The 18730-nt window shown below is 65.1% G+C and carries 17 protein-coding genes; 11 read left to right on the top strand and 6 right to left on the bottom strand.

Going from position 1 to position 18730, the window contains the following annotated elements; all coding sequences use genetic code 11:
• Positions 1-142: 142 nt before the first annotated feature.
• The 11 genes from L8F96_RS16910 (at position 143) to L8F96_RS16860 (ending at position 12620) form a co-directional block, all read left to right on the top strand.
• Positions 143-1066, top strand: a complete 924-nt coding sequence (locus tag L8F96_RS16910) for a glycosyltransferase (protein WP_334656765.1) — start codon at positions 143-145, stop codon at positions 1064-1066.
• 117 nt (positions 1067-1183) lie between these two features.
• Positions 1184-2062 (top strand): glycosyltransferase, encoded by an 879-nt coding sequence (locus L8F96_RS16905; RefSeq protein ID WP_334656764.1) that lies wholly within the window; start codon positions 1184-1186, stop codon positions 2060-2062.
• Positions 2063-2065: 3 nt separating this feature from the next.
• Positions 2066-3103, top strand: coding sequence for an EpsG family protein (locus L8F96_RS16900; protein ID WP_334656763.1), 1038 nt, complete (start codon positions 2066-2068; stop codon positions 3101-3103).
• Positions 3104-3159: 56 nt separating this feature from the next.
• Positions 3160-3753 carry an acyltransferase gene (locus tag L8F96_RS16895; protein ID WP_334656762.1) on the top strand — a complete coding sequence of 198 codons (594 nt, stop codon included), beginning with the start codon at positions 3160-3162 and terminating at the stop codon, positions 3751-3753.
• A 608-nt stretch (positions 3754-4361) separates the two neighbouring features.
• Complete coding sequence (locus tag L8F96_RS16890; RefSeq protein WP_465250265.1) at positions 4362-5900, top strand: polysaccharide biosynthesis protein; 1539 nt, start codon at positions 4362-4364, stop codon at positions 5898-5900.
• On the top strand, positions 5897-7285 hold the full coding sequence (locus L8F96_RS16885) for an O-antigen ligase family protein (RefSeq protein ID WP_334656761.1): 1389 nt from the start codon (positions 5897-5899) through the stop codon (positions 7283-7285). The genes L8F96_RS16890 and L8F96_RS16885 overlap by 4 nt, the downstream gene beginning before the upstream one ends.
• A 143-nt stretch (positions 7286-7428) precedes the next feature.
• Positions 7429-8049, top strand: coding sequence for a polysaccharide biosynthesis/export family protein (locus L8F96_RS16880; protein ID WP_334656760.1), 621 nt, complete (start codon positions 7429-7431; stop codon positions 8047-8049).
• Between the two features lie 9 nt (positions 8050-8058).
• The gene (locus L8F96_RS16875) at positions 8059-10254 is read left to right on the top strand and encodes a GumC family protein (protein WP_334656759.1); all 2196 of its coding nucleotides are present in this window, start codon (positions 8059-8061) and stop codon (positions 10252-10254) included.
• 7 nt (positions 10255-10261) lie between these two features.
• Entirely contained in the window at positions 10262-11497 is a 1236-nt protein-coding gene (locus L8F96_RS16870; protein ID WP_334656758.1) for a hypothetical protein, read from the top strand.
• A gap of 88 nt (positions 11498-11585) precedes the next feature.
• Positions 11586-11933 (top strand): hypothetical protein, encoded by a 348-nt coding sequence (locus tag L8F96_RS16865; RefSeq protein WP_334656757.1) that lies wholly within the window; start codon positions 11586-11588, stop codon positions 11931-11933.
• A gap of 81 nt (positions 11934-12014) precedes the next feature.
• Positions 12015-12620 carry a sugar transferase gene (locus L8F96_RS16860; RefSeq protein WP_334656756.1) on the top strand — a complete coding sequence of 202 codons (606 nt, stop codon included), beginning with the start codon at positions 12015-12017 and terminating at the stop codon, positions 12618-12620.
• A 213-nt stretch (positions 12621-12833) separates the two neighbouring features.
• Here the strand turns inward: L8F96_RS16860 and L8F96_RS16855 are convergent, their stop codons facing one another.
• The 6 genes from L8F96_RS16855 to L8F96_RS16830 form a co-directional block, all read right to left on the bottom strand.
• The gene (locus L8F96_RS16855; protein WP_334656755.1) at positions 12834-14012 is read right to left on the bottom strand and encodes a DegT/DnrJ/EryC1/StrS family aminotransferase; all 1179 of its coding nucleotides are present in this window, start codon (positions 14010-14012) and stop codon (positions 12834-12836) included.
• A 145-nt stretch (positions 14013-14157) separates the two neighbouring features.
• On the bottom strand, positions 14158-14706 hold the full coding sequence (locus L8F96_RS16850) for a hypothetical protein (RefSeq protein WP_334656754.1): 549 nt from the start codon (positions 14704-14706) through the stop codon (positions 14158-14160).
• A gap of 18 nt (positions 14707-14724) precedes the next feature.
• Positions 14725-15594, bottom strand: coding sequence for an ArnT family glycosyltransferase (locus L8F96_RS16845; RefSeq protein WP_334656753.1), 870 nt, complete (start codon positions 15592-15594; stop codon positions 14725-14727).
• A 205-nt stretch (positions 15595-15799) separates the two neighbouring features.
• Positions 15800-16981 (bottom strand): HWE histidine kinase domain-containing protein, encoded by a 1182-nt coding sequence (locus L8F96_RS16840; protein ID WP_334656752.1) that lies wholly within the window; start codon positions 16979-16981, stop codon positions 15800-15802.
• Positions 16982-17023: 42 nt separating this feature from the next.
• Complete coding sequence (locus tag L8F96_RS16835) at positions 17024-17371, bottom strand: hypothetical protein (RefSeq protein ID WP_334656751.1); 348 nt, start codon at positions 17369-17371, stop codon at positions 17024-17026.
• A gap of 359 nt (positions 17372-17730) precedes the next feature.
• Positions 17731-18730, bottom strand: a 1000-nt coding sequence (locus tag L8F96_RS16830; RefSeq protein ID WP_334656750.1) for an ABC transporter permease, incomplete at its 5' end; no start/stop codon positions are given.

Raw genomic sequence — 18730 nt, 5'->3', positions numbered from 1 at the left:
ATGCCGTTCGCTACAGATTGGAAAATCGTCCCTTGCACCATGATGATCCGTTCATCGGTACGGCGTGTGCCGATGCCGCGTCCGCCGAGCGCCCGGCAGATGCAGGCAGTATCCTGGCCGATCGGTTGGGCATGCCCGCTTGATGACGTGTCCTTCCGTCGCGGTCCTGCTCGCCACCTATAACGGTGCGGCCCATTGCGAAACGCAGCTAATCTCCCTTCTGTGGCAGCGCGGCGTCGACGTGCATATCTATGTCCGTGACGACGTCTCGCGCGATGCGACGCCGGCGATCCTGCGCGACTGGGCCGAGCGTCATCCCGGTCGCTTCACCATCATCGACAACGAAGGCGTGTCGACCGGGTCGGCGAACGGCAATTTCTTCGCACTGCTCGCCGCGATCGACACCGCGCGCCACGACTATGTTGCTTTTGCCGATCAGGACGACGTGTGGACCCCGGACAAGCTCGCCCGTGCGGTGAAGCGGTTGGCGGAAGAAGGGGCGGAGGGCTATTCGTCCGACCTGATCGCCTACAGCGCTGCGGCAGAACCTGCCGCGGCACACGCATGGATCCTGCACAAGGCAGGGCGTCCGGCCGACCTCGATTATCTGTTCCAGGGCGCATCGGCGGGCTGTACCTATGTCCTGACGCGCCATGCGGCGGCGATGGCGCAAGCCGTGATGGCGACGGCGCCGGCCTTCTGTGCGGATCCGTCGCACGATTGGATCCTGTACGCGATCTGCCGCTCGCGCGGGTTGAAATGGGTGCGTGATCCGGCTGCGGAGATCCTGTACCGCCAGCATGGCGGCAATCAATATGGTGCCAAGCGGGGTCCGGCGGAACTGGTCGCCAAGCTGCGGGTCATGCGATCAAGCTGGTATCGCGACCATATCCTCTGGCTGCGCCATGTCCTGATCAACAGGGATGACGAACGAGCCGTGCTGGACGCGGTGGCACGGGGCGCCTTGTCTGACAGATGGCGGTTGATCCGGGAGGCGGGGCGGTTCCGGCGCACACCGGCCTATGTTGCGCAGCTGCGCGCCGCCATCGCGCTGCGGATGATCTGAGCTCGGCGATCCATCGCGCTTGCCGCCATTGACGCATTGCCGAAAAAGCGGCAGCGACGCCGGCGTTTTCATTTATACCGTGCGGCCGCGGCACGTGCGACAGCAGGGCAGTTCGTTATGATGCACCCCGACCATCAACTGCCGCCCGCCGGTTCGGCGCGTGCCGATGTCGCGGTTGTGGTCGTCCTGTACCATCCGGGGGACGACGACCTCGCCAATGTGACGAGGTTGACGAAATGGGGCGTGCGCGTCGTGGCGGTGGTGAATGCCATTGATGATGCCCGGCGCGCGGCAATGCCTGCAACGGGTGCGCAGGTGATCGCGAACCCCAGCAATCTGGGGCTGGCGCATGCACTGAACCAGGGGATCGGTGCCGCGGTCGCGGATGGTGCGCGCTATGTCCTCCTGCTGGATCAGGATAGCCGCCCGACGTCCGACATGCTGGACGCGCTCCTTGCGGCCGCCACTGCGATGGAGGCCGAAGGGCGTTCGATCGCCTGCGTGGCGCCGGTGCTGCACGATCGCAAATCCACTGGCGGTGCGAACACCGCGTGGGACAACGGGCCATTCGCCACGTCGGGAACGCTGTTGACGCGGGCCGGGTGGGAGCAGGTAGGCCCCATGTGGGAGCCGCTGTTCATCGACGGGATCGACCATGAATGGTGCTTCCGTGCACGCGGACGCGGAATGGAGACGGTGCTCGTCCGTGCAGCGGTGATGGAGCACAATCTTGGCGACGAGGGGATGAATTTCCTTGGCCGTTACCGCCCGGTTCACCGTTCACCGTTGCGGCACTATTTCATCGTGCGCAACACGCTGTGGCTGGCCCGCAAGGGCTATATCCCGCTCGGATGGCGAGCGAGCGAAGTGGCAAAGCTCGGCTATCGCATCGCCACCTACCTCCTCGTGAGCAACGATCGCTCCCGCACCGTTGGCAACATCACCGCGGCGCTTGTCGACGGGGTTGCCCAGTCCCGCCAGCGACAGCCGATATGAGCGATGCGCGAAGCCTGTCATCATGATGCCGGTCCGCTGAAGACGACCGAAGGGCGGCCAGCCTATTGGACGGCCTATGGCACCATCGCGCTTGTGGTGCTGGTCATCAGCCTGTTCACCGAACCATCGCGGTTCGGCGATTTCGAAGCCTATGTCCTGTATCTCGACGGGCTGGTTCATTTCCCGTCGCCCAGCTGGATGTATTTCGAGGTTTTCTCAAACCTTTATCTGCTTGGATCATACTGGCTGACCCAGTCGGTCTTTTCGGCCGTGACCTTCGCTCATTATCTGCTGAGCATCTTTTTCGTGTTGGCGATGGGCGCGGCATTTCGGCCCCGTGACACGCCCTGGCCGGCGCTGTTGTTCATTTTCGCGATGCTTGGGCCGCTGCTCGCCTTTGTGACCATGCGTGCGACGCCCGCTTACTTTCTGGTCGCGGTTGGCGTGCGTTACGCGGTGGATCGCCGGCCGGCAGCCTGGCTTTTCCTGGCTGCGGCAGCGATGTTCCACATTTCGTCGCTGCTGGCTGCCCCGCCGATGGCGTTGCTGTATTTCGAGCGCAACCTGCCGGCCATGCTGCGATCGGATCGGTCGCGGCGCTATTATCTTCTGGTTGCCCTGACGATCGTGGCGTTCGGTGCAGCACTGCCACAGGTTTCTAGCAGCGTCACCGCGCTGATCCAGTCAATTCCGGTGATATCGAAGTACGACGCCTATACCGAGAGCACGTCGGCTGAAACGCAAATCGGCCACTACATCTTTCTGGCATTTCTTTCGATGCTTACGGTGGCGTTCATGGCGGCGCAGCGGGGTGTGACCGCACGGCTCAACATCTTCGTGCTGGCCTCTTTCGCGCTGTACGTGGTGATGTTCTTTTCGGCATCGCCGATCGCCGCATTCCGGCAGGCGCCGTTCTGGGTCATGCCGATGATTGCCGTCCTGTCATGGGATCGGCTGGGCTTCAATCGCGCAACGACGCCGTTGTTCATCATAAGCTGTATCGGGTTGTTCGCCTTTCAGTTTGATCAGGTTTATCTCTGACGACCCGGCCAGCAGGCGTGCTTGAATGGGCTGGCCAGGAAGGCTAGCCGTATGGAATGGAAAATCCGTTCAATGCCGGTTTCTACGGTTCCGAGGATCTCCGCCAGATGGGGTTCGCCAAGGTAGGCGAGCATGTGCAGGTCGCGCGGAACTGCACCATCGTCGGGTTGGAAAACATCGTGCTGGGCGATCATGTGCGGATCGATGCGATGTGCTCGATCATCGCCACCGGGCCGGTCGTGTTTGAAGGGCGCAACCATGTCGGCGCCTTTTGCCATCTGGTGGGACGTGGGGGGCTGACGCTCGGGAAATATTCAGGCCTGTCGCAGCGCGTCAGCATCTATACCGCCAGCGATGATTATGGCGGCGGGTTCCTGACCAACCCCACGGTTCCCGCGGAATATACCAGCTGCACCGTTGCGCCGGTTCGCTTGGAAAGGCACGTCATCATCGGCTCGGGCGCGGTGGTGTTGCCCGGCGCATCAATAGGTGAGGGGGCGTCGGTGGGCGCGCTGTCGCTCGTTACCAAGTCGCTTGATCCATGGCACGTCTATTCGGGTGTGCCGGCTCGGCGGATAAAGGCGCGCTCGCGCGACCTGCTGGCACTGGAAGCGCAGTTGGAGGCGGAAGCGAAGGCACCGGCCGGCTGATCTTGCGCCAGCCCGCGTGCGCGATCGCGGCCGTGCATGGCTGGCGACGCTCTTTTGCGGATTCGGGTTTGGCGATAAGGACGACCTCTTGCGGGCTAGATGGCCGGGTGCGCGGAGCAGAACGTTGAAAATGATTGCCAACCCGCTGCTGGCTTTGCCGCGTCCACTGAAACGCGCAATCGCCATCGGTGTCGATGTTGCGCTTTGTGCGCTCACTGTCTGGATCGCTTATTATCTCCGCCTCAGCGAATGGGTGCCGCTGAACGGTCGTCCCATGCTGGCGGTGGGCCTGTCTGTCGCGCTCGCCATTCCGATATTCGCAGCATTCGGCCTGTACCGGATCGTCTTTCGTCATGCCGGTTCGGACGCGATCGTATCCTGTGCGATCGCCTGTGCCGTGTATGCGCTGGGCTATGCGGCGCTGATCACTGCGTACGGGTTCGACCTGATCCCGCGCACGGTGGGCCTGATGCAGCCGGCGTTGCTGTTTATCGCCGTTGCCGGCTCGCGTGCCGCAGGTGGTTTGCTGCTCGGGCAACAATATCGCGGCATCCGCGCCGCGCATGGCAAGGCGCGCGCGCTGATCTACGGCGCCGGGNGCAGGTGGTTTGCTGCTCGGGCAACAATATCGCGGCATCCGCGCCGCGCATGGCAAGGCGCGCGCGCTGATCTACGGCGCCGGGTCCACCGGCCGGCAGATCGCCGAGGCGATGGCGATCAGCGACGAGATGCGGATCGTCGGCTTCGTTGACGACGATCGTTCGCTGCACAACAGCCGTATCCGGCGACTGCGGGTCTATGGACCGCATGATCTCAATGCGCTGGTCGAAGAACAAGGCGTCACCGACGTTCTGCTCGCCATTCCCACGGCGCGGCGTGCGCGGCGCATGGAGATCATCGATCGCTTGAAGGACATGGGGCTGCGCGTGCGCATCCTGCCGGGGCTGATGGATCTGGCGCATGGCACGTTTCAGGCCAGCGATCTGCGCGAGGTGACGATCAACGATCTGCTGCAGCGCGCGCCCGTTCCCTATGACGACAGCGCCCTGCATGAGCATGTCGCTGGCAACGTCATTCTGGTGACGGGGGCGGGCGGATCGATCGGCAGCGAGCTGTGCCGGCAGATCGCCGCCATGAAGCCGCGCCGGCTTCTTCTGGTCGAGCGCAGCGAATTTGCGCTTTATGCCATTCACAACGAATTGCAGGCCGCCGGCCACAACATGCTGGTGCCGCTGCTGGCGTCGGTCACCGATGCGCCGCGCATGGACAGCATCCTGGGCACGTGGCAGCCGCACATGATTTTCCATGCCGCCGCCTACAAGCATGTGCCGCTGGTGGAGCACAATCCGCTGGAAGGATTGCGCAACAACGTGATCGGCACGGCGGTAATCGCCGAGTTGGCGGCGCGTCACGACGTGCGCGATTTCGTCCTGATCAGCACCGACAAGGCGGTGCGCCCGACCAACACCATGGGCGCGTCCAAGCGGCTGGCCGAGCTGGTGCTGCAGGGCCTGAGCCAGACGGAAGCGGCGCAGCGCACCTGTTTCTCGATGGTGCGCTTCGGCAACGTGCTCGGTTCCAGCGGCTCCGTGGTGCCGCTGTTCACCCGCCAGATCAGGAAGGGTGGCCCGGTCACGATCACCCATCCCGATATCACCCGCTATTTCATGACCATTCCCGAAGCGGTGCAACTGGTGCTGCAGGCCGGCGCCATGGCGCAGGGGGGCGAGGTGTTCGTGCTGGACATGGGCGATCCGGTGCGGATTTACGATCTGGCCTGCAACATGGTTCGCCTGTCCGGCCTAACCGTGCGCGACGCCAGCCGCCCCGACGGCGATATTGAGATCCGAACGGTTGGCCTGCGGCCTGGCGAGAAATTGTACGAGGAACTGCTGATCGGGAACAATCCCATGCCCACGGCGCATCCGCGCATCATGCAGGCCACCGAACACAGCCTGCCATGGACCCGGATTCGCGAACAGCTCGCCCGGCTTTCCGAGATGATCGCGGTCGGCGACGTGCCGGGTGCCCGCGAACTGCTGCAGGCCAATGTGGTGGAATTCACCCCCACCAGCGACATCGTGGATTGGGTGGCAATGGCGCGGGCGGAAGCGCGATCTCCCGCTCCGGAGGCGGTTGCCTCATGATCCGGCACGGTTCGTTTCCGACACGTCGGGCAGGCCCGTCGTTGCCCGAGGGGCTGAGCCTCACTCTCGTTCTTTCGGCATTGTTCCTGATTATGCTGTGGGTCGCGGGCGGCGCCTCGCGCCCGGACGTGCTGGGCCAAGCGGTTGTGCGTGGTGCGGCCTGGGTGACGCTGTGCGTTGTTGCGCTGTTCGCCCCTCGCCCCTCACTCGCCGGATATCGGCCGGTGGCATTGTTTCTCGCGCTGGCGCTGGCGCTGGCGCTGGCGCAACTGGTGCCGTTGCCGCCCGCGACGTGGCAGATGCTGCCCGGCCGCGCGCTGCTGAGCGAAGCGGCCACCATCGCCGGCGGGGGGCAGCCGTGGCGGCCTCTGTCAATCGTGCCCGATGCCACGGTCAATGCCGCGGCGTCGCTGGTGGTGCCGATCGCGATGTTGGTGCTGCTCGCCGCGATGCGCGAGGCGGAGCGCCGCTGGCTTCCCGCGATCCTGCTCGGCCTGATCGTCGCGTCGACCCTGCTGGGGCTGCTCCAGTTTTCGGGGTCGCGGTTCAACAACCCGCTGATCAACGACACGGTGGGGCAGATCAGCGCATCCTTTGCGAACCGCAACCATCTGGCATTGTTCCTGGCGATCGGTTGCGTCCTCGCGCCGGCCTGGGCGGTTCGCCGCGCGCATGGATTGCAGTGGCGGATGATGGCTGCGCTTGGCATGGTGCTGTTGTTCGTCCTGATGATCCTGGCCACCGGCTCGCGGGCGGGCCTGCTGTTGGGCGGCCTGGCGCTTGCGGCCGCGTCGGTGCTGGTCTGGAAGGACGTGCGTCGCGAACTGCGCCGCTATCCGCGCTGGGTGCTGCCCGCGCTTGGCGCTGCCGTCGTCGGGGCGATCGCGGTCGCGGTACTGGTCGCGGTTGCCGCGGATCGGGCGATGTCGATCAACCGCATCCTCGTGGGTGGAGAGGCGCAGGACATGCGCAGTCGCGCATTGCCGACCGTGCTGGAAATGATCCGCACCTATTTTCCGGCGGGTTCGGGGCTGGGTGGCTTTGATCCCGTCTTCCGGATCCACGAGCCCGAGAGCCTGCTCAAGCTGACCTATTTCAACCATGCGCACAACGATCTGCTGGAGGTCGCGCTGGATGCCGGCCTGCCGGGCATGCTGCTGCTTGTGGCGGTGATCGGGTGGTGGGGCATTGCGAGCTTTCGCGCATGGCGTGGTACGGACGGTGCGATGCTCCCCCGGCTCGGATCCGTGATCCTGGGGCTGATGCTGGTGGCAAGCCTGTTCGACTATCCGGTGCGAACGCCGATGATCATGGCCGTGCTGGTGATCGCGGCATGCTGGCTCAGCGACTACTCACCCCGCGGAGCGGCCACTTTACGCAATTAAGGCACCTACCTATAGGTGCATGCTTCTTGATTGAGCTGGATAAGCTGTAGCGTATGCGACGACTTTGTACCATTTTTCTTGTCGCGACGTTGCTGGCCGGGTGCGCCACTCCGCAACCGCCGACATCGACCGAACAGCTCACGGTGGTCGATACCAACGGCGTGCTGCCGCCGCCCGACCGGGGCGATCTGACTGCCGGGGATCGGCCCGCGCTGATTGGCCCACTCGACACGATCCAGGTCGACGTGTTCAATGTGTCCGCGCTCAGCCGCGAAATGCAGGTCGATGCCAGCGGTCGCATCGCCATGCCGCTGGCGGGCACCATCGACGCACGCGGCCGTACTGCGGCCGAACTGGCTGACGCGATCGAGACGGCGCTTCGCCAGCGTTACGTTCGCAACCCGGAAGTGATCGTCAACATCAAGAACTCGGTCAGCCAGGTGGCGACGATCGATGGTCAGGTGAACGATCCGGGCCTGTATCCCGTCACCAACCAGATGACGCTGATGCGCATCATCGCATCGGCGCGCGGCATGTCCGAGTTTGCCCGTCAGGAAGAAGTGGTGATCCTGCGCACGGTGGGCGATCGGCGGATGGCCGGCCTGTACGATGTTGCGGCGATCCGGCGGGGTGCCTATCCCGATCCGGCGATCTACGCGAATGACGTAATCATCGTTGGCGATTCGCCACAGCGCCGTCTGTTCCGCGACATCATATCGGCCTCTCCGCTGCTTGTGGCGCCGCTGATCGCGATCCTGCAGTAAAGGCCCGGCATGAACGACATGACTTCGACTCTGCCGGCCGGCCAGAAGCCTTTGCTGCGTGCGCCCGCGGCCGAAGAGATGCCGCTGGTGCGGCAGTATCTGCGCATTGCCCTACGCTGGCGCTACGTGATCCTGGGCGTGATCGTGGCATCGCTGCTGATCGCGCTGATCGTGACACTCCTGATGACGCCGCGGTACACGGCCGCCGCCACCATCGAGGTGTCGCGTGAGTCAGGACAGGTTACCAATTTCGAGGGCGTGGAGCGCAAGGAAGGCACGGCGGACCAGGAATTCTACCAGACGCAATATGGCCTGCTGAAATCCCGCTCGCTGGCGGAGCGCGTGGCCACGCAATTGCGGCTGGTGGACGACCAGAAGTTCTTCAACCTGTTCGGCGTGGACGATAGCGCGCCTGCGCTGCAACTGGCGAACGGCCGCTACCCGGCTTCGGGCAGAGCCGCGCGCCAGCGGATCGCGGGTGAAATCCTGCTGGGCAATCTGGGCGTGGAGCCGACCCGGATGTCGCGACTGGTCGAGATCCGCTTCACCAGCCCGGATCCCGACCTTTCCGCCCGGATCGCCAATGCCTGGGCGGAAAACTTCATCCAGACCAATCTGGAGCGCAAGGTTCAGGCAACGTCTTATGGTCGCAACCTGCTTCAGCAGCAGCTTGCCCAGCAGAAGCAGCGCCTGGATGAATCGCAACGCCAGCTCGTCGGCTATGCCTCGCAGCAGCGCATCATCAACCTGCCGGCGCAGGGAGCGGGGGAGAACACCACCGCCGAACGATCGATCGTCGCCGATAATCTGGCGTCGCTGAACAGCGCCCTGTCCCAGGCGACGGCCGATCGCATTGCGGCCGAAGCGCGCTATCGCGAAACCGGCGGGTCGGGCGCCTCGACCGAGGCATTGCGCAACGGCGCGATCAACGGCCTGCGTCAGCGGCGCGCCGAACTGGCGGGCGAATATCAGGAGCTGATGACGCAGTTCGAGCCGGAATACCCCGCGGCGCGCCAGCTTAAATCGCAGATCGACCAGATCGACCGCAGCATCGCCAACGAGGAGCGGCGGGTTTCGGGATCGATCCGGGCCGACTATAACAGCGCGGTCGAGCGCGAGCGTGGCTTGCAGAGCCAGGTGGACCAGTTGAAGGCGAGCTATCTCGACCTGCGCCGGCGCTCGATCCAGTATAATATCTACCAGCAGGAAGTGGATACCAACCGCACCCTGTACGAAGGCCTGCTGCAGCGTTTCAAGGAGATCGGGGTCGCCGGCGGAGTCGGGGTGAACAACATTTCGGTGGTGGACCCCGCCGATGTGCCGCAGGGCCCGTCCAGCCCGCGGCTGGCGCTCAACCTCCTGATCGCGCTGCTGGCCGGCACGATCCTGGGCGCGGGCATCGCCTTCCTGCTCGAGCAGATCGACGAGGCGATTGCGGATCCGGCGGAAGTGGAGCGGCGGCTGGGGCTGCCGCTGCTGGGATCGGTGCCCAAGGTGGAGGGCGTGGAGCCGCGCGAGGCGCTGCTCGACCGGAAATCCGATCTGGTCGATGCCTATCTGGCCGTGCAGACCAATCTGGCCTTCACGACCGAGCATGGCGTGCCGCGCTCGCTGTCGGTTACGTCGACCCGGCCGGCCGAAGGCAAGTCCACCACCGCGCTGGCGATCGCCACCACCCTGGCGCGCGCAAAGCGCAAGGTGATCCTGGTCGATGGCGACATGCGCTCGCCATCGGTTCACTTCCTGGGCGGCGTGGATCACGACCGCGGGCTCAGCAATTTCCTGAGCGGTCAGGATGCGATCGAGCCGCTCCTGTTCCAGATGCGCGATCTGGGCTTCGATGCCATGTCGGCCGGGCCCATTCCGCCCAATGCCGCCGAACTGCTGACCGGGAACCGCTTCGCGCTGCTGGTCGAGCGGTTGCTGGAAAACTATGACCATGTGGTGATCGATTCCCCGCCGGTGATGGGTCTGGCCGATGCGCCGCTGATCGCGAGCCGGGTCGAAGGCGTCATCTTCACCGTGGAATCGCATGGCATTCGGGCAACCATGGTGAAAACCGCGCTGGGCCGCCTGGCGAGCGCCAACGCCCATGTGCTGGGCGGCGTCCTCACCAAGTTCGAGGCGCGCAAGGCGCATCTCGGCTACGGCTATGATTATGGCTATGGCTACGGGCGCGAGCGCGCGGCCAAGGCAAAGTCGTGAACGGGTGATGGCCCGCACCGGCGTCGTATCTAGATTGGCGCGCCGGTCGCCCCGGGAATGGGGCGTGCGCGCGCTGCTGGCGGTGGGCGCCGCCTGGCTCGGCTATGGTGCCACCAGCCATTCGCTGGCAAACGCGCTGCGCAGCACGGCGCCCGACCGGGCACATCAGCTGGCGCCCGGCGACGCACGGCTCGCTGCGGCGTTTTCGAGCCATCTGTCGGGTGCGGAGGCGACCGCGCAGGATCGCGCGCGCGCCGATGCGCTGGCCCGCGCCGCGCTGCGGCGCGATGCGGTTGCGGTTCCCGCGCTATCTTCGCTGGGATTGAACGCGCAGATCCGTGGCGACACGGGTGCGGCGCGCCGGGCATTCGGCTATGCGCAGAAACTGACCCGGCGTGACCTGCAGACGCAATTATGGGGTATCGAGGATGCCGTCGCGCGCGGCGACATCCCGGGTGCGCTCACGCAATATGATCTGGCGCTGCGCACATCGCGGGAGGCACCGGACATCCTGTTCCCTGTTCTGGCGGGGGCCATTGTTGAGCCCTCCGTCCGGCAGGAACTGGTGCGGACGCTGGCGAAGCGACCGCCTTGGGGTGGCGATTTCGTCATTCACGCCGCAGCCGTCAGCCCCGATCCCCAGGCGACGGTCGCGCTTCTGAATGGTATGCGCCGTGCAGGCATTGCGGTGCCCGCGTCGGCAAGCGCGCGCGTTGTCGATGCGTTGCTGACGCGCGGTGACGCGGATGCCGCCTGGCGCTACTATGCTGCGCTTCACCCTGGCGTCGCGCGCAACGCTTCGCGCGATCCGCGCTTCACCATGCATCGCGACGCGCCGGCGCGGTTCGACTGGATCCTGGCGGACGATCCCAATTTGACCACTACGCTGGAGGCGTCGGACGGGGGCGGACGGTTCGATTTCGCCACATCGCCGGGCACCGGCGGGCCGGTGCTGCGCCAGATACAGGTTCTGCCGCCGGGCGATTACGTGATCGAAGGCATGGCCAGTCTCGAACAGGCCGATGCGCCGCCGCCTTATTGGGTGCTGTCCTGCGCCAGCGGGCCCGAGCTGGGGCGGGTCGAGGTGAACCGCGCAGGCGGCCGGTTCGCGGGAACGGTTCGTGTGCCGTCGGCCTGCCCGATCCAGGCGCTGGCGCTGGTGGTGCGCCCGTCCGAACAGATGGGCGGCGTCGCCGGGCAGGTGACGCAAATCCGCCTGCGCCCCGCATCGGCGCGCCCCTGACCAGCCTCTTGCCCAGCCTTGTGCATCGCATTTCTCGCGTGCGGTCGCTATTTTCGTTACGCGCTGGCGGTTTGCCGGCGCCCGCTCGATGGATGCCAGACCGATGCGCCTTGTAGCATTTCCTTTCGCGCTGATGTTCGCAGTGCCCGCCGCGGCGCAGGACCGTCTACCGGATCCGCAAGCGGAAACACCGCCGCCGGCCGCCACACGTCCCGCCGATTCGGTGGTGGAAGGCCAGCGGCAAAGCACGGATCAGCTCGCGCGGGATGCTGGGATCAAGCCGATGGCGCGCGTTGGCAACCGTATTGAAAACCGTATCCAGTCCAGGATCAATAACCGGCTTGAACGTGGTTATCGCCCGTCCGCCAGCGTCACGGCACCCTATGTCGCGGCGGGCGAGCAGGTGCGTCGCCCGACCCGGTCGACACGCCGCTGACAGGCGGCGCAACAGGGCTTTTCCGGCCGGCGTCCGGCCTTTATCCGGCCCCGTTATGAATGGACGTTGGAAGGTATGGGCGTGAAGCGCGCTTTTGATCTGGTCGCGGCCTCGGCCGCCCTGGCCGTGTTCAGCCCGGTGCTGATCGTCGTGGCGCTGCTGGTCGCCACCAAACTGGGCCGTCCCGTTCTTTTCAAACAGGTGCGTCCGGGCCTGCACGGCCGGCCGTTCACCATGTTCAAATTCCGCACCATGCTGGACGCGCAGGACGAGCAGGGCCGTCCGCTGCCGGATCATATGCGCCTTACCCGCTTCGGCCAGCTGCTGCGCTCGACCAGCCTCGATGAGCTGCCCGGGCTGCTGAACGTGATCCGCGGCGACATGAGCCTGGTCGGCCCGCGTCCGCTGCTGATGCAATATCTCCCGCTCTATTCCCAGGAGCAGGCGCGCCGGCATCTCGTTCGTCCCGGGCTGACGGGCTGGGCGCAGGTCAACGGGCGCAATTCGCTGGACTGGACCAGCAAGTTCGCGCTCGACACCTGGTATGTCGACAATCGCACCTTTGCGCTTGACCTGCGCATTCTGTGGATGACGGTCCGCAAGGTGTTGATCCGAGACGGGATCTCCGGCGAAGGGGAGGTGACAATGAGCCCCTTCACCGGCAACCAGCCCCGATCCGGCAGCTAGCGCGGTTTCCGACCGTCTTGATCCGTTTGTCCCGAGCAACGTCGAGGGACATGCCGCATTTGCGTCATACGGTGTTCCGCCTTCGCTCGACATGAACGGCTTGAGGGCGAGTCACATCGGTTGAAAACCGCCCTGGACTAGGCCACCCGCGTCGGATCACGGTTCGACAGCGGGTTGCGCGCCGGGCGCTGCCGCCATCGAACCGTTACTGCATCAGCGCGCCGCGGCGCCCAGCACCTGGTCGATCGCCGCGACGGCGCGGTCGATCTCCGCATCGGTCATGGTCGGATGGGTCAGGAACATGAGGCTGCTCTCGCCCAGTTCGCGCGCGTTTGGCAGGCGCGTTTCCGGGCGATAGGACGTGCCGTCGAACGCCTTTTCCAGGTAGACCTCGGAACAGGTGCCGTGCAGCACCTGCACGCCCGCTTCGTTCAGCGCGGCGACTATCCGATCGCGTGACCAGTCGCCGGCGAGCCCTTCGGGACGGACATAGCCGTACAGGCGGTAATACGCATGGCGCAGGCCCGCCGTGGGCACGGGAACACGCACGGCGCCCGGATGGCGTGCCAGCGCATCGGAAAGGCGCATCGCGATCTCGGTGCGGCGCCGGGTCCAGTCCGTGATGCGGTTCAACTGAATTCGGCCGATCGCGGCCTGCACCTCCAGCATACGCCAGTTTGTGCCGAAGCTTTCATGCACCCAGCGATAGCCGGGCGCGTGTTCGCGCTCGTAGACGGCGTCCCAGCTCTTGCCATGGTCCTTGAACGACCACATTGCCGACCACAGCGCCTTGTTGTTGGTGGTGACCATGCCGCCCTCGCCCCCGGTGGTCATGATCTTGTCCTGGCAGAACGACCAAGCGCCGACATGCCCGATGCTGCCGACGCTTCGGTCACCAACCATCGCACCATGCGCTTGCGCACAATCCTCGATCACCGCCAGATCGTGCTGGGCCGCGAGTGCCATGATCCCGTCCATGTCGCACGGCCAACCTGCCAAGTGGACCGGGATTACGGCACGAGTACGATCGGTGATGCATAGGGCGATCGTGGCCGGGCTGATATTGCCGCTTTCACGATCGACGTCGGCGAAGACCGGCACCGCGCCCGCGTTCACCACACAGGAAATGGAGGCGATAAAGGTGCGCGGGGTGACGATCACCTCGTCGCCGGGCCCGATCCCCAGCGCCTTCAGTGCGACATCGAGCGCCAGCGTGCCATTGGCGAGCGCCACTGCATGGGCGGTGCCCGTCCAGTCGGCGAACTCCTGTTCGAAGGCGCGACCGACCTGGCCGGTCCAGTAATTCACCCGGTTAGACCGGACGATATCCGCCACGGCCAATGCTTCTTCTTCGGAGAACTGCGGCCAGACGCTCTTTTCAATGACGGTCATGTCATACTCTTTGTCATGAGCCCTGACGGGCGTGATGCTGATCGGCCGCATGGCACAGGCGGCGGCTGTGAGCGGATGGTAATTTCCGCGCCTCCTGCGCGCTCTCCGCCGAAAAATCCATCCCCGCACCAGTGCGTGCCCGCGCTCAGCGCCCCGTCACCACGCACGCCGTCCCCGCGACCCGCTCGCCAACGCGCGCCAGCAGCGCCGCCGCGACATCCGGATCGCAGCTCGCCAACACCGCCGCCCTGTCGTCACCGCGGATCGCGCCACGCCGGTCGATCGTCATCCCGCGCTGCTGCCACAGCGTCATGTAGAAGCGCAGCTGCGGATGATCATCGGCGATGCGGTCGACCGGAAAGCCCGGATCCACCACGGTCACCCGGCGCGTGCCGCGATCGTGCAGCGCGGCGAACAGCGGGCCGTAATGCCCCTGCGGGTGCCAGGCGCGTTCCAGTAGCAGATCGTAGCGGATCGTGATCGTTCGCGCGCCGGTAAAGGCGACCACCACGCTCACCATCGCCAGCAGCAGCGCACGAGCGGCAGCCGCGGCGCCATCGACATAGCCTAGAAATCCCGGCAGCCATTCCTTCGCCGCGATCGCGCAGGCGATGGCGAGCCACGGCAGCGCCGGTGCCATATATTGCGGCAGCTTGGTCGCCGGCAGCGACACCACGGCCAGCTTCGCCGCCACGCAGCACAAGGCGAACAGCTACGCCTGACGGCGCGGCCCGCGCGCGCGCTTCAGCGCGAGGGGCGCGAGCAGCGCGAGCGGCCCGGCGCTGAGCATGGGATACAGGAACACCGTTTCCAGGTGATACCAGGGCCGGGTATCCAGCGGATCGAGGTCGTTGCGGACCCGCCCGGCGAAATCGTTGAACCATACCGCGGAAAGATAGCCCGGCCCGCCCGCCTCGCGTGCCAGGTAGAAAACGGCGAGCGGCACCAGCGCCAGCATCATCAGCACGGCATAGCGCGGGTTCGCCAGCACCCGGCCGAGCCGCCCGGCAATCAACAGATACAGCGCCACGCCCATGCCCGACACTATCGCCGCCACCGTCTTGGTCATGGCGGCCGCCACCACCGCGGCAAAGGCGAGCAGCAGCAGCGGCCAGCCGGGGCGGCGCCGGTGCACGGCGCGGTGGAACAGCGCCAGATAGGCGGTCGTGAAGAAGCACAACAGCGCATCGTAATCGGCCGTGCGCGCCCCATGCTCGCCATAGAAGCCGACGCTGATCGCCAGCAGCACCAGCGCAAAGGCCGCAGCCGGCAGGGAGCGGGTGACGCGCCGGGTGAAGGCGAACACGATCGCCAGCGTCCCCAGCGCCGCGATCATCGACGGCAGGCGCAAGGCAAGCTCCGAAGGGCCGAACGCGTGGATGGACGCGGTCATCAGCCAGATCATCAACGGCGGCTTGGTGTTCCACAGGTCGGGTACGAAGCCGTAGGTGGTGGAAAGGCTCCAGCCGCGTTCCGCCATTTCCAGCGCGTTGATCGCGAGGCGCGATTCATCCCACAGGATGATCGGGGCGGTGCGCCGGTCGACGAACATGAACAGCGCCGCGCACGCCAGCATGGCCATGCGCGATGCCTGCCTGTGCGGCGCGCTGTGCCTGGCCCCCATCATTCCCGTTCCTGCCCGCGCCCGTTTCTGCCGGCGATCGCCGGAGACCGCCCGGGCGCGCTTCTCGCACCCCGATCGCCAAGGAAGCATTAACCGCGTTCACCCGCCCGCTCGCGAGTAGGAAGCGCTCACCGGCTTTTCTCTGAGCCGCAGAAAATGGGCTTTATTTCAAGTGCACCGTATTTGACGGCGTTCGTCGCCAATTCGTGCAGCGCCAGTGCGAACGCCACCGTGACCTCCGGCTTGAGCATGACGGGGGGGGACCATCGATCAGGATGCGCTCGCCAATCGCGCCGTGGGGTGCGAGTGCGCGCGTCGCCAGCTCGCGCAGGTCGGCCGATCGCCACGAGGCGCTGGTGAGCACGTCCGTGGCAGAGCCGAGCGCTACCAGCCGCGCCCCGAGCCTAGCCGAAGCGACTGCAGTATCGGGTGAGTTGCGGAGCGTTTGCTGAGCGATCGATTGAACAACGGCCAGCACGTTCTTGAGGCGGTGTGCCAGTTCGCCGTTCAGGAAGCGAAGGTCATTCTCGTTCCGCTTCATTTGGCGATAGTCGTGCGTTACAGTGCCGTAGCCGCTCAGCTCGCCTTTCGCGCCAAGGAGCGGGAAAACCGAGTAGAGGACTGGAATCAGTTCGCCCGTCTCGAAATGACGGAAGCACAGTTCTCCCGCCCAATGGCCGTCGCAGGCGACCGCCGGCAGCGCTTCGCTCGTGACAGTCTCAACCTGATCGGGTGGGACGAGGTCGGAAATGGCGAGCCGGGTTATGTCAGCATCTTCCAATCCGACAAGGCGACGTCCTGCGTCGTTGATGTAAAACACGCTTCCATCCACGTGCGCCATACCGACGAAATCAGGACTGTTCTCGGCCAGCCGCACGAAGCGGTCACGCTCCTCCTCGCTTTCTCGCGCGTCGGGAATATCGCGCGAGACTGCGAGGATGCGGTCTGGAAGTCCGTTGGGGCCGGGGATAGGGCTAACCGCGACGTGCCACCACCTCATCGTGCCCTTCAGGGTGCCGGACCGGCCGATGAAGCTGCGTGTCTCGCCGCGGCGCGCTGCCCCGATCGCGGCGACCGCGTCCGCGTTGTCGGCATCGTGCCAGAAATCCGTCCAGCGACAGCCGGCGATGGCGTTGAAGTCGCTCACCTCCATAACGCGCTGGCCGCCTTGGCTCATGAAGGTCAAGCACCCGTCAGGGTCAAGCACCGTGATGCAATCGGTAGAACTGGCCAGCACGCCCGACAGGAAGCTTTCCCGCTCCACAGCTTGCCGCTCGCGCTCGACCAACTCCTCGTTAAGTCGATGTCCCCGGCGCAGGGAGTCGCGCAACTCGGCCGTCAGCATGACGAGCCCGATCATAACGACCAGGAATAATGAGGCGGCAACTCACTGCTGGCGAGGCACCCAGGTCGAGTCCGTTACGGATCCTAGTGAGACGAGGCCGGTAGTCGCCGACAGAATAGCCGCGAACAATCCCGGACACTTGCCGAGGATCAGGGCAATAGCAATCGTCGCCGGAATAAATGGGAGCCACGGCAGCGTGTCGGGTACGAACAGGATGCGTGCCACGCCAACACTGATGATCGCCACAGCGCCGAGCAGGTATTGAGCCGGGGCCCGAAGCGGGCGATTGAATGACCAGACAACGATCCGGTCGAAGAAGCTGCCAGGGCGCATCCGTATCATCTGCTTCCAAAGCCTGGACAAGGCCCGCGCCGATCCTTCAAGCTTCATAATACTGACAGTTTTCTGTCGGGACGGACCAAATTGGTGTCATAACTGCCCGGAACCTGTTGAAAGACTACTCTCGCGCCGACTGTACCGTTCGGGGGTTGTGGAACGGGAGAGCGGTTCCAACAATCCAACATCGTGCTGGCCGCTGCATCACATCTATCGTTTTGTAGCTGAGAGCCGACAGGTAGGCCGTCAGCGCCCTCTATCTGAGGTTCCCCAGGCCGAGATGCGGCCCTTGGCTTTCCAGTGCTCTCGACACGAGCAGTGGCTGCCCGGATATGGTAGCCGCGCGCCGCCGTAGTCGTGAAGAACTGTGGAGACGCTGGCCGCAGCGGTCGATCGGCCATCATGCCCTCCCGTCAAGCATTGGCGCCAGACGTCCCGACCCTCGCGCCGAAGCCGACGAGGCGTGAATACGCTAGCATGGCATAGCCGATGGCGAGGCTTGCAAGGGTCAGGGCCGGGATCGTGACCTCGCCCAGGCTCGCATGCATCTGGTTCAACGGGACGAACGTGTGGACGCCGGCGGTGGACGGGATCAAGTGAGAGAGAGCGGCGATGAAGCGCGGCATCTGATCGAGCGGATAGGCGGTCCCGGTAAGGAAGAAGAACGGCACCGAGGTCGGTGCCAGGATGTAGGTCGCCCGTTCGGCGCAATCGAACACGCTACCGACGAGCAGCCCCAGGGCAGCAACCGCCGTGGCGAAGAGAGGGACCATCACCATCATGCCGGCAATGTTGCCATCGACGGGCACAGCCTGGAGCCAGAAGATGAACCCGAACAGGAAATAGCATCCCAGGATGCCCACCGACGTGAACGCCGCCAGCGTTCCCCAGAACTCCGCGACACCCATCCGCCATGCGCCCGAGCGGCGTCGTCCGCCCATGAAGGTAGCGGCGCCGAAGAGCAGCGTTTGTTGCACGATGATCACCGCCACCGCCGGAAAGACATAGCCCTTGTAACCACCTGTCCGATTGAACAACGGTTCGGTGGTGACCGCGACGGGCAGCCCGCTGCGACTGAGTTGGGTCCCGGAGATCAGCCGTGACGTGGCGATGTTCTGGATGACAGCCGTTACTGCTTCGCCGATGGTGCTGGCGCGCAGGAGGTAGGTTGCATTGACCCACACGGCGACGCCGGAGCCGGGCGTTCCGGTGCGAAGCTGACGCTCCAGATCATCGGAGATGAGGATGATCCCGTCAGCCTTGCCGGTTCGCATGATCTGCCTGGCCGTGGTCACGTTAGGGACGACCTCGGCAACCCGGATGGCGCGCGTGGCGTCCAGGTCGACGATCATCGCTCGACTGAGGGCGCTGTCATCCTGGTCAACCACGACGACGGGCAGCTTCTGGGCAGCT

It is taken from the genome of Sphingomonas panaciterrae (assembly GCF_036890205.1).
Taxonomy (GTDB): Bacteria; Pseudomonadota; Alphaproteobacteria; order Sphingomonadales; family Sphingomonadaceae; genus Sphingomonas; species Sphingomonas panaciterrae.
This window is presented reverse-complemented; position numbering and strand designations above follow the sequence as displayed.